Source organism: Luteipulveratus flavus (assembly GCF_029439465.1).
Taxonomy (GTDB): domain Bacteria; phylum Actinomycetota; class Actinomycetes; order Actinomycetales; family Dermatophilaceae; genus Luteipulveratus; species Luteipulveratus flavus.
The window spans coordinates 1-9,130 of the sequence record NZ_JAROAV010000019.1; the positions used below are offsets into that span (position 1 = coordinate 1).

Genomic DNA, 9,130 nt, shown 5'->3' on the forward strand with positions numbered 1-9,130 from the left:
TCGTTGTACGTGGTGGCGGACGTGAAGGCCGGTGAGCCGGTCACCGCGGACAACGTCCGCTCCATCCGACCCGCGGGCGGCCTTGAGCCAGAAGCGTTCTCGCGGGTGCAGGGCCGCACCTTCCGCACCGACGTGGTCCGCGGTACGGCCCTGTCCTGGGAGCTCGTCTAGAACGCGACCTCGGCGGCGGGCACGACCTCGGTCGTGATGCCGGGGTACTCCGTGTCGGCGACGAAGAAGTTGGTGTACGCGACCATCTGCTCGCCACCGATCGGAACCTCGCGTCCGTCCGGCAGGGGGAGCGGCCAGGGCCCCTCGTCGCTGGTGTGCCCGTCGCTGACGAGGGTGGTGTCGTACCCCTCGATCTGGGCGCGCGCGGTCGTCGCCCGGATGCAGGCGTCGGTCGCGGCTCCGCAGATCACGACGTGACCGACGCCGCGCTCGTCCAGCTCCTTGCGCAGCGGGGTCTCGACGAAGGCGTCGAGGTACTGCTTGCCGATGACGGTCTCGCCCTCGGGCGGCCGGACCGCCTCGACGATCTGCCAGGCGTCCGAGCCCGGCTTGAACGGGCCGGCCTCGTGCTGCACCCAGATCACCGGCACGTCGGCCGCCTTGGCCCGGTCGATGAGGGTGCGGATGGTGCCGATGACGGCGTCCCGCTGCCAAGCCTCGGAGGTGTTGCCGTTCTGCACGTCGATGACGAGGAGGGCACTGGTCTTCTTGTCCGGGGGGCTCATGACGGCGACGCTACGACCCGTTCCGGACGATCCTCGACCGGAACGTATCGCCACGCGGGGACGAGGCCTCTCATCCATGGGGGAGTCACAGGGCGAGGAGGCCGTCATGGACCACTGCGTCTACCGTTTCGAGGCGGACGACACTCCCGTCGGAGTGATCATCTTCGGCGAGCTCATGCAGTACGACGAGCAGGGGCTGCGGTTCCGCGCGTACGAGAACGCCACCATCGAGCGGGTCCGGCTGGAGGACCGGTCGACCGGCTGGCGGGCCGAGAGGACGACCTTCCCGGACGAGGTCTGCTTCGGCGCCCGCGGTCGCATCGTGCACTGGCCGGGCGTCGACCTGATCGCCTGACGCACCGCGGTGCCCCGCCCGTTTGCGAGCGGGGCACCAGGGGTAGGGCTACTTCTTGAAAGCGTCCTTGATGTTCTCGCCGGCCTTCTTGAGCGAGGCCTCGCTCTGGTCGGCCTTGCCCTCGGCCTGCAGATCGCGGTTGTCGGTGAGGTCGCCCGCGGCCTCCTTGGCGCGGCCGGTGCCATCCTGCGCGGAGTTGCTGACCTTGTCGGTGAATCCCATGAGGCTCTCCTGAGGTGTCGGTGACTCGGACGGTCGAGACGACCGGCTCCGGGTGCGGCGGGCCGTCGGATGACCCGTTCGGGTCAGGTGACGACCGTCGGCCGATAGCCGGTGCGGTTGGTGTCTCGTCGCCAACCCTACACAAACTGTCGACGTTGTCGAAGGTTTGTGTATAAGGTTTGGTGAGCACGCCGCGGTGGCCCCGTGCCCCCAGCTGGAGCCCCTGCGTCGTTGCGCCCTCGCCGATCCCCCGAGAAAGGCCAGTGATGATTCACCGTCGTACCGATCGCGCCCGCGCCGTCCGTGGTCAGGGAGGTGAGCGGTGGTGAACGGGCTGAGCGGCATGGTCGCCCTGATCGCGCTGAACTGCATCGTGATGCTCGCCCTGCCCCTGGGCCTGGCAGCGCTTGAGAAGGCGATCCCCGAGCTCTCGGGCTCCAGCGAGCCGGCCGAGCCGGCGGCCGCGACCGTGACGCCGCTCCCCGCCGGTGCACCCGCGGCGCAGGACCTGCGGGTCGTGCAGGATGAGGCGAGCCTCGCCAGCTGACGCCGCGTCTTGCTCCGGCCAGGCCGCGTGCGTGGCGCACGTCCCCGAGCACGACCTGGGCGCCGCGGCCTACGCCATCAAGGCGGTCCAGGACGCAGCCGGTCCGACCGCCCGTGAACGCGCCCGCCGGCCGGGGCGCTCAGTCAGCGGAGCCGGTGTGCTCCGTCGGCGGCCACGGCGACGAAGCCGGCCGGCTCGGCGAAGTCGTGCTCGGCGGCCGCTCGCCGCGCCGCCGCGACCAGCTCCTCCTCGGACCCCGCCTCGGCGAGCGCGATCACGCAGCCTCCGAAACCGCCTCCGGTCATCCGCGCGCCGAGCGCACCGGCCGCCACCAGCGACTCCTGCAGGACGTCCACCTGCGGGACCGTGATCTCGAAGTCGTCCCGCATCGACGCGTGGGACGCGCTCAGCAGGGGCCCGACGCGGCGGATGTCGCCGCCGTCGGTCAGCAGGGTGCACACCTGCTCGACCCGGGCGCTGTCGGTGATGACGTGCCGGGCCCGGCGGCGCAGCAGCTCCGAGCGCATCCGGCCGAGCGTCTCGTCCAGGCCCTCCAGCGGCACGTCCCGCAAGGCGGGGACGCCCAGCATCAGGGCGGCCTCCCGGCAGGACGTCCGTCGTTCGGCGTACTCGCCATCGACGAGCGCGTGCGGCGCCCGGCTGTCGACCACCAGCAGCGACAGGCCGTGCGCCGAGAGGTCGAACGGGATCTGGGTGACGTCGATCGACCGCGTGTCGATCCGCATCGCGTGACCGGCGCGGCCGTGCACGGAGGCGAGCTGGTCCATGACTCCGGTCGGTGCGCCGGCGATCTCGTTCTCGGCGGCCCTGCCGAGGGCGGCGACGTCGTCCCCGGACAGGTCCCAGCCGGCGATGTCCGACCACGCCCGTGCGGTGACGCACGACAAGGACGCCGAAGACGAAAGCCCTGCTCCTTGAGGCAGATCCGCCGCCAAGGCGATGTCCAGGCCGGGGACGTCGAGGCCCTGCTCGCCCGCCGCCCAGCCGACGCCTGCGACGTACGCGAGCCAGTCGAGCTTCGAGCCCGGCGCGACATCGCCCAGCTCGACCTCGCGGGTCTCGTCGGCCTCGCTGGAGTGCACGACCAGGCGCCGGTCGTCGCGGCGGCGGACGGCGGCGACGGTGCCCAGCGGAAGCGCGATCGGCAGCACGAACCCGTCGTTGTAGTCGGTGTGCTCACCGATGACGTTCACCCGTCCCGGCGCGAACCACAGCCCGTCCGGGTCGGCGTCGAACTGCGCGCGGAACGCCCGTGCCGTCGAGTCCTGCAGTGCCGCAACGTCGTTCACGCCTTCGCCTCCCGCAACATCTGCGCCTGCTGCTCCGGCGCCACGTCTCCGATGAACGCACCCATCCCGGACTCCGAGCCGGCGAGGTACTTCAGCTTGTCCTCGCCGCGTCGGATCGAGAACAGCTCCAGGTGCAGCCACGCGAGGTCGCGGTCCTGGTGCACGGGCGCCTGCTGCCACGCCGCGATGTAGGGCATCGACGTCGAGTACAGCCGGTCGAAGCGGCCGAGCACGTCGAGGTAAACGCGAGCGAAGTCGTCCCGCTCGGCGTCGGTCAGCGACGGGATGTCGGGGCGTTGCACCCGGGGGTAGAGGTGGACCTCCATCGGCCAGCGCGCGGCGTACGGCACGAACGCGACCCAGTGCTCGCTCTCGACGACGACGCGGGTGCCGTCCGCGAGCTCTTGAGCCACGATGTCGCCGAACAGCGAGCGGCCCGTGCGCTCGGCGTACGCCCGCGCCGACGCCAGCTCGGTCCGGGCGCGCGGCGGGACGAACGGGTACCCGTAGATCTGCCCGTGCGGGTGCTGCAGCGTCACGCCGATCTCGCGACCGCGGTTCTCGAACGGGAAGATGTGCTCGACACCCGGCGTCTGCGCGAGCGCGCTCGTCCGGTCGGCCCACGCGTCCACGACGAGCCGGGCCTGCTGCGGGGTGAGCGCCGCGAACGAGCCGTCGTGGTCGCTGGAGAAGCACAGCACCTCGCACCGCCCGACGCCGGCGCGGACCTGCTCCAGCCCGTCGTCGACCGGATCGATGCCCTCGCCGCGGTTCGAGAACGAGGGAAAGCGGTTCTCGAACGCCACCACCTGGTAGTCCTCGCTCGGCACCTCCGTGTGCCGCCCGTCGCGGGACGGGCACAGCGGGCACTCGTCCGCGGGAGGCATGAACGTACGCGACTGCCGGTGCGACGCCAGCGCGATCCACTCCCCGGTGAGCGGGTCCAGCCGCATCTGCGAGGACGTGGCGGTGTGCGGGAGGTCGCGAGGGTCGACCGGCACCGAGCGCTCGGGAGAGCCGTCGACGTCGTACCAGATGATCTCGCGGTCGTCGGCGAGGCGGCCCGTGGTTCGTCGTGTCACGGACCCGACGCTACTGACCGGACCGGCCGCCCGCGTCGAAGCCACTCAGACCGGGATCGGACCGGACGGCGGCGGGTCCTGCTCGGCGTCGCGGTCGTCACTGCCGGACGTGCTGCCCGCGGCCGGCTCGTCGGCGGCGATGAAGTCCCGCAGCGCCGCCAGGGCGCGGTCGGAGACCTCGACCGTCGGGCCTGCTGCCTGGGGCACCGGCTCCTGCTCCGGGTGGCCGCGGATCTCGTGGTGCAGCTGCTCCATGTCGGAGTCGAGCCGGGCCGCGGTGGTCGCCGCCTCGTGCAGGCCGTCGAGCAGCTGCTGCGGCACCTGGGTCTCGTACTTGTAGTAGATCTTGTGCTCCAGGCTTGCCCAGAAGTCCATCGCGATGGTGCGGAACTGCACCTCGACCGGCACCAGCACCGTCTCGTCGGACAAGAACACCGGCACCTGGACGATCGCGTGCAGGCTGCGGTAGCCGTTGGGCTTCGGGCTGGCGATGTAGTCCTTGGTGAGCATCAGCTGGACGTCCTGCTGACCGGTGAACAGGTCGAACACCCGGTAGACGTCGCTGACGAACGCGCACGTCACCCGGACGCCGGCGATGTCGGTGATCTCGGCGCGCACGCTCTCCAGGTCGGGGCTCACGCCGCGGCGCTGCGCCTTCGCCAGCACGCCCTCGGGGGTCTTCAACCGCGACGAGACGTGCTCGATCGGGTTGTAGGCGTGGATGTGCGTGAACTCCTGCTGCAGGATCTTGATCTTCGTCGTGACCTCGTCGATCCCGAACTGGTAGCAGAGCATGAACCGCGTGAACTCGTCGCGCAGCTCACGGAACTCCCCCATCAGTCCCAGCAGGTCGGCGCCGGATGCAGACGTGTCGACCATGCTCTCGATGCTAGACGCCTGGTCTGTGCTGCGGCTGTCCACCCGCAATACCCGCGGGTACGCCGGCGCGCGCCTCTCGGGCCGCCGCCGCGCCCTTCGCGAGAGGCCCAGCACGCGCCGAGAGGCCCACCCATCCGGAGCGGATGAGTGGGCCTCTCGGTGATGCGTGGGCCTCTCGGTGGGAGAGGGGTCGGTCAGGCCTTCTCGCGCTGGGCGATGCGCGCGACGTTGACCGCGAGCTCGAGCACGATGCGCACGATGGCGACCGTCAGGACCAGCGCCGCGAGGGCCTCCAGCGAGGTCATGAACGCCTCGAAGCCGCCCATGTTCTTGATCTTGATCTGGCCGTCGCCCTGGCTGCCCCAGGCGTGCGCGAGGGTCCGGACGAACCGGATGACCGCCCACACGACCGTGAGCAGGAACGCCAGCGAGGCGATCTTCTCGGTGAGGCTCTTGCGGAACTGGAAGTCGCCGAACAGGTCGCCGATGCCGTTGCCGGCGCCGGAGAGCGCACCGCCCGCGGCACCGCCGGCCTTCGCGCCGAAGCCCTGCTGGCGCTCCGCGGGCTGCCCGTACGCCTGCTGGTCGTAGGAGCCCTGGTCGTACGAGCCCTGCTGGCCGTGCTGGCCCTGCTGGTCGTACGAGGCCTGCTGGCCGTGCGAGCCCGACTGGTCGAACTGGCCGGGCGCGCCGTGCATCGTCTGGTCGTACGAGCCCTGGTCGAACCCGCCCTGCTGGCCGAAGCCGCCCTGCGAGGCGGGCTGGCCCTGCGGCTGGCCGTAGCCCTGACCGATGCTCTGCGGCTGTCCGTAGCCACCCTGGCCGTAGCCGGGCTGCTGCGGGTTGGAGCCCGCTCCGGAGCCCTGCTCCGGGTTGTCGTTCCAGGAGCCGTTGGTCGGCGTTGACATTCAGATTCCTCCCTTGGGGGATGTCGTGGCGGCCCATCCTGTCGTCCGCGCGGGTGACTGACCAGCCGACCGGCCGTGCGACGAGCAAGGGCAGTTGCATGGATATCACGCATGGGGCCCGCAGACGCCGCAATGACGCGGTCGGGTCGGGTCGTTCACGTCCCGCTGACGACCAGAGCGATCAGGACGAACGGCGCAGCGAGGACCAGCAGAGCGGCTGCCAGCGTGACGGCGGCGAGCACCGGGCGTGGGCGGCGGTCGGCGAGCAGGCGCAGCCGGGTCACCGAGGAGCCGTGGGCGCCGAGCGTCGCCTCCGGCTGGTCGCCGTCGGCGAGCGCCGCCAGGGCCCGTCCGAGGTCGCGGGCGGCGTTCGTCCGCAGCGCGACGTGGTCGGCGAGCACCTCGATGAGGAGCTTGACCTCGCGCAGCCCGGCGCTGCTGCGTACCCGCGGCGGAACCGCGGTGTGCACGACGGTGAAGAACTCCAGGACCAGGTCGTGCCGGTACCTCAGGTGCGCCCGTTCGTGAGCGAGCACGGCGTTCAGCTGGCCGGCCGGCAGCGAGCGCATCGTCGCGTCGGTGAGCACCACCCGGGACCGGCGACCCGGCACGCAGTACGCGGTGGGCGTGGGGTGCGGCAGGACCCGGACGTCCGCCGGGGCGTCGTCGACGTCGTCCCCGAGCAGGTCCACCAGCTCGCGGTGCTGGCGGCGGCTGCGGCGCAGGGCGGTGCCGGTGCGGTGGCCCTCGATCAGCAGCCGGACGAGCAGGACGCCGGTGAGGGCCAGGCCGATCAGCACGGTCGGGAGGTGGTCGCCGGGCTCCGGGATGTCCTCGCCGGACCGCGCGAGGTCCAGCATCGCCAGGGGAGCGGCGGCCAGGCCGCACACGAGGGCGGCCATCGAGACGGCCTGCCACAGCAGCAGCGCGGGCCCCGGGACGTGCCGCAGGGCGTGCAGCCGAGGCAGTACTCGCGGCACCGGCCACGCCAGCACGATCGCGAGCAGCACGACCGCGCCCACTGTCATGGGGCCCATCCTCGCTGCCTACCCTGGAGTGGTGCTCGACCAGGGTGGATGGCGACTCGCCAGGGCGGTGACCTTCACGGTCGCGGCCGTGGCCCTCTCGCTGACCGCCCACCTCGCGGGGGGCGGTCCCGCGCCCGCGGGCGGGGTGCTCGCACTCGCCGGTCTCGCCACGCTCGGCGTGACCCTGCTCGTCGCCGGCCGCCGCGTCCGCCGGCCGGCGATGCTCGCCCTGCTGGGCGCCGCACAGCTCGGGCTGCACAGCATCTTCGCGGCGCTGGACGACCCGGTCGCGACGTCGTGCGCCGACGTCGGACATCACGCCGCATCGTGCGCGGCTCACCCGATGGCGGGCGTCCAGCACGGCGGCGCGGGCCTGTCGATGCTCGTGGCCCACGCGCTCGCGACGGCACTGCTCGCGCTGCTGCTCGCCCGTGGTGAGCAGATCCTGTGGACCCTGGCCGCCGGGCTCGGGCTCACCCTCCCGGCCCGGCCCGTCGGGCCCGCCCCGCTGCGACGCGCCCCGTTCCACGTCTTCCGTTCCCCGCGGCCCCGGACGCGGCTGCGTCGGCTCCCGCTGCGTCGAGGTCCACCTCAGGTCGCGCTCGACTTCTGAGCGCACACCCACCTGACACCGCTCGTACTCCGAACACCAGGCGTACGGGCTCTCGACGACCCACCCGAAGGAAGACCCATGCGTACAGTCCTGCCCCGCCTCGCGGGCACGGTGACGCTCACCTGCGCGATCGTCGCCGGCACCGCCGGTGTCGCGTCCGCGCACGTCCGTGTCACCCCGAGTACGACCGCCGCGGGCGCGTACTCCCAGCTCACCTTCCGCGTCCCGAACGAACGCGACCGGGCGAGCACCACCAAGGTCCGCGTGACGCTGCCGCAGACCGACCCGTTCCTCGCGGTCAGCGTCCGGCCGGTGCCCGGCTGGACGGTCACCACGGCGCAGGCGCCACTGCCGAGGCCGGTGACCGAGGAGGGCACCACGATCACCAGGGCCGTCCGCACCGTGACCTGGACCGCGTCCTCGGGCGCGGCCATCGGACCCGACCGGTTCCAGGAGTTCTCGATCGTGGTCGGCAAGCTGCCCGGCGTCGGGCGGACCGTCGCCCTGCCGACGAACCAGACGTACTCCAACGGTGAGGTGGTCCGCTGGGACCAGCCGACCACCGGCGGCAAGGAGCCCGAGCGTCCCTCGCCCGCGCTGACCGTGACGGCGGCCGAGAGCGAGGGGACGGAGCCGGCGCGCGAGGCCGCCACGGCCGGCTCGACGACCGGTTCGACCACCGACTCGACCGCGCGTTGGATCGGCGGGGGCGGCCTGCTGGCCGGCGTGGTGGGGATCGGCGCGGGAGTGGCCGGGCGGCGCCGTCCGCGGGAGGGTGGTCGGTCATGAGAGCACGCATCCTGGCGACCCTGACCGTGCTCGTCGCGGCGCTCGGCCTCGGGCTCGGCGTCCCCGCCGCCTCTGCGCACGACGTGCTGGTCTCGACCAGCCCGAAGGACGGCTCGACCGTCGCGACCGCCCCGATTCAGGTCCGGCTGACGTTCAACAACCCGGCCATCGCGACCGGCTCGGCCGTCCAGGTGACGGGTCCGACCGGGCGGGTGGACGAGGGCCGGCCGGTCTTCACCGACAGCGACGTCACCCAGGCGCTGCGGCCGGGAGCGCCCGCGGGCTCGTACACGGTCCGGTGGCGCGTCACCTCGGTGGACGGGCACCCGATCTCCGGCAGCTTCCGGTTCACCGCGACGGCCGCGGCCCCAGGGACGTCCTCGAGCTCGTCGTCCGCGCCGTCCACCGGCTCGACGACGTCGCCGGGTGCGAGCGCCGGTTCAGCCTCGGCGACGCCCGGTGCGGTCCCCGCGACGCCCGGCGCGGGCTCCGCGGCTCCCGGTGCCGGCTCCGCCGACAGTCAGGACTCCGGCGGCACCGGCGCGTGGCCGCTGGTGGTCGCGGCCGTGGTCCTGGCGGCGCTCGTGACCGCCGCCGTCGCCGTCTCGCGCCGGCGCCGTCCGGCCGGTCACGACGAGGACGACTGACTGTGAGGATTCA

Annotated in this window: 13 protein-coding genes and 1 pseudogene; 7 read left to right on the forward strand and 7 right to left on the reverse strand. The window is 72.5% G+C overall.

Annotation, left to right across the window (positions count from 1 at the left end):
* The first annotated feature begins 12 nt into the window (after positions 1 to 12).
* Positions 13 to 171, forward strand: a complete 159-nt coding sequence (locus P4R38_RS05235; protein ID WP_277191326.1) for an SAF domain-containing protein — start codon at positions 13 to 15, stop codon at positions 169 to 171.
* On the opposite strand, the gene P4R38_RS05240 is transcribed toward P4R38_RS05235, so the two are convergent.
* Positions 168 to 737: an isochorismatase family protein gene (locus P4R38_RS05240; RefSeq protein WP_277191317.1), complete on the reverse strand. Its 570-nt coding sequence runs from the start codon at positions 735 to 737 to the stop codon at positions 168 to 170. The genes P4R38_RS05235 and P4R38_RS05240 overlap by 4 nt on opposite strands.
* A 76-nt stretch (positions 738 to 813) precedes the next feature.
* Here P4R38_RS05240 and P4R38_RS05245 point away from each other — a divergent pair, with 76 nt between their 5' ends.
* The gene (locus P4R38_RS05245) at positions 814 to 1,092 is read left to right on the forward strand and encodes a hypothetical protein (RefSeq protein ID WP_277191318.1); all 279 of its coding nucleotides are present in this window, start codon (positions 814 to 816) and stop codon (positions 1,090 to 1,092) included.
* 48 nt (positions 1,093 to 1,140) lie between these two features.
* Here the strand turns inward: P4R38_RS05245 and P4R38_RS05250 are convergent, their stop codons facing one another.
* Positions 1,141 to 1,314 (reverse strand): CsbD family protein, encoded by a 174-nt coding sequence (locus P4R38_RS05250; protein ID WP_275239281.1) that lies wholly within the window; start codon positions 1,312 to 1,314, stop codon positions 1,141 to 1,143.
* Positions 1,315 to 1,639: 325 nt separating this feature from the next.
* Between P4R38_RS05250 and P4R38_RS05255 the strand changes: the two genes are divergently transcribed.
* Positions 1,640 to 1,861 carry a hypothetical protein gene (locus P4R38_RS05255; RefSeq protein ID WP_277191319.1) on the forward strand — a complete coding sequence of 74 codons (222 nt, stop codon included), beginning with the start codon at positions 1,640 to 1,642 and terminating at the stop codon, positions 1,859 to 1,861.
* A pseudogene (locus P4R38_RS20090) lies at positions 1,839 to 1,973 on the forward strand (putative immunity protein); the annotation flags it as partial. The gene P4R38_RS05255 and the pseudogene P4R38_RS20090, both read left to right, overlap by 23 nt.
* Before the next feature lie 31 nt (positions 1,974 to 2,004).
* Here the strand turns inward: P4R38_RS20090 and galK are convergent.
* The 5 genes from galK to P4R38_RS05280 form a co-directional block, all read right to left on the reverse strand.
* Positions 2,005 to 3,171, reverse strand: a complete 1,167-nt coding sequence (galK, locus tag P4R38_RS05260) for a galactokinase (RefSeq protein WP_277191320.1) — start codon at positions 3,169 to 3,171, stop codon at positions 2,005 to 2,007.
* The gene (gene galT / locus P4R38_RS05265; protein WP_275239284.1) at positions 3,168 to 4,253 is read right to left on the reverse strand and encodes a galactose-1-phosphate uridylyltransferase; all 1,086 of its coding nucleotides are present in this window, start codon (positions 4,251 to 4,253) and stop codon (positions 3,168 to 3,170) included. Before galT ends, galK begins: the two co-directional genes overlap by 4 nt.
* Before the next feature lie 45 nt (positions 4,254 to 4,298).
* On the reverse strand, positions 4,299 to 5,132 hold the full coding sequence (locus P4R38_RS05270; RefSeq protein ID WP_409201237.1) for a GTP pyrophosphokinase: 834 nt from the start codon (positions 5,130 to 5,132) through the stop codon (positions 4,299 to 4,301).
* Between the two features lie 194 nt (positions 5,133 to 5,326).
* Positions 5,327 to 6,040, reverse strand: coding sequence for a DUF4282 domain-containing protein (locus P4R38_RS05275; protein ID WP_277191321.1), 714 nt, complete (start codon positions 6,038 to 6,040; stop codon positions 5,327 to 5,329).
* 155 nt (positions 6,041 to 6,195) lie between these two features.
* Entirely contained in the window at positions 6,196 to 7,068 is an 873-nt protein-coding gene (locus tag P4R38_RS05280) for a M56 family metallopeptidase (protein WP_277191322.1), read from the reverse strand.
* A 31-nt stretch (positions 7,069 to 7,099) separates the two neighbouring features.
* Between P4R38_RS05280 and P4R38_RS05285 the strand changes: the two genes are divergently transcribed.
* The 3 genes from P4R38_RS05285 (at position 7,100) to P4R38_RS05295 (ending at position 9,117) form a co-directional block, all read left to right on the forward strand.
* On the forward strand, positions 7,100 to 7,681 hold the full coding sequence (locus tag P4R38_RS05285) for a hypothetical protein (RefSeq protein ID WP_277191323.1): 582 nt from the start codon (positions 7,100 to 7,102) through the stop codon (positions 7,679 to 7,681).
* Between the two features lie 78 nt (positions 7,682 to 7,759).
* Positions 7,760 to 8,470: a YcnI family copper-binding membrane protein gene (locus P4R38_RS05290; RefSeq protein ID WP_277191324.1), complete on the forward strand. Its 711-nt coding sequence runs from the start codon at positions 7,760 to 7,762 to the stop codon at positions 8,468 to 8,470.
* Positions 8,467 to 9,117: a copper resistance CopC family protein gene (locus tag P4R38_RS05295; protein ID WP_277191325.1), complete on the forward strand. Its 651-nt coding sequence runs from the start codon at positions 8,467 to 8,469 to the stop codon at positions 9,115 to 9,117. The genes P4R38_RS05290 and P4R38_RS05295 overlap by 4 nt, the downstream gene beginning before the upstream one ends.
* Positions 9,118 to 9,130: the final 13 nt, after the last annotated feature.

What these genes read in the sequence shown, in the direction of transcription:
- P4R38_RS05245 (WP_277191318.1), top strand. Translation starts at nt 814, where the DNA reads ATGGGGGAGTCACAGGGCGAGGAGGCCGTCATGGACCACTGCGTCTAC.
- P4R38_RS05270 (WP_409201237.1), bottom strand. Translation starts at nt 5,132, where the DNA reads ATGGTCGACACGTCTGCATCCGGCGCCGACCTGCTGGGACTGATGGGG.
- P4R38_RS05240 (WP_277191317.1), bottom strand. Translation starts at nt 737, where the DNA reads ATGAGCCCCCCGGACAAGAAGACCAGTGCCCTCCTCGTCATCGACGTG.
- P4R38_RS05280 (WP_277191322.1), bottom strand. Translation starts at nt 7,068, where the DNA reads ATGACAGTGGGCGCGGTCGTGCTGCTCGCGATCGTGCTGGCGTGGCCG.
- P4R38_RS05295 (WP_277191325.1), top strand. Translation starts at nt 8,467, where the DNA reads ATGAGAGCACGCATCCTGGCGACCCTGACCGTGCTCGTCGCGGCGCTC.
- P4R38_RS05290 (WP_277191324.1), top strand. Translation starts at nt 7,760, where the DNA reads ATGCGTACAGTCCTGCCCCGCCTCGCGGGCACGGTGACGCTCACCTGC.
- P4R38_RS05275 (WP_277191321.1), bottom strand. Translation starts at nt 6,040, where the DNA reads ATGTCAACGCCGACCAACGGCTCCTGGAACGACAACCCGGAGCAGGGC.
- P4R38_RS05250 (WP_275239281.1), bottom strand. Translation starts at nt 1,314, where the DNA reads ATGGGATTCACCGACAAGGTCAGCAACTCCGCGCAGGATGGCACCGGC.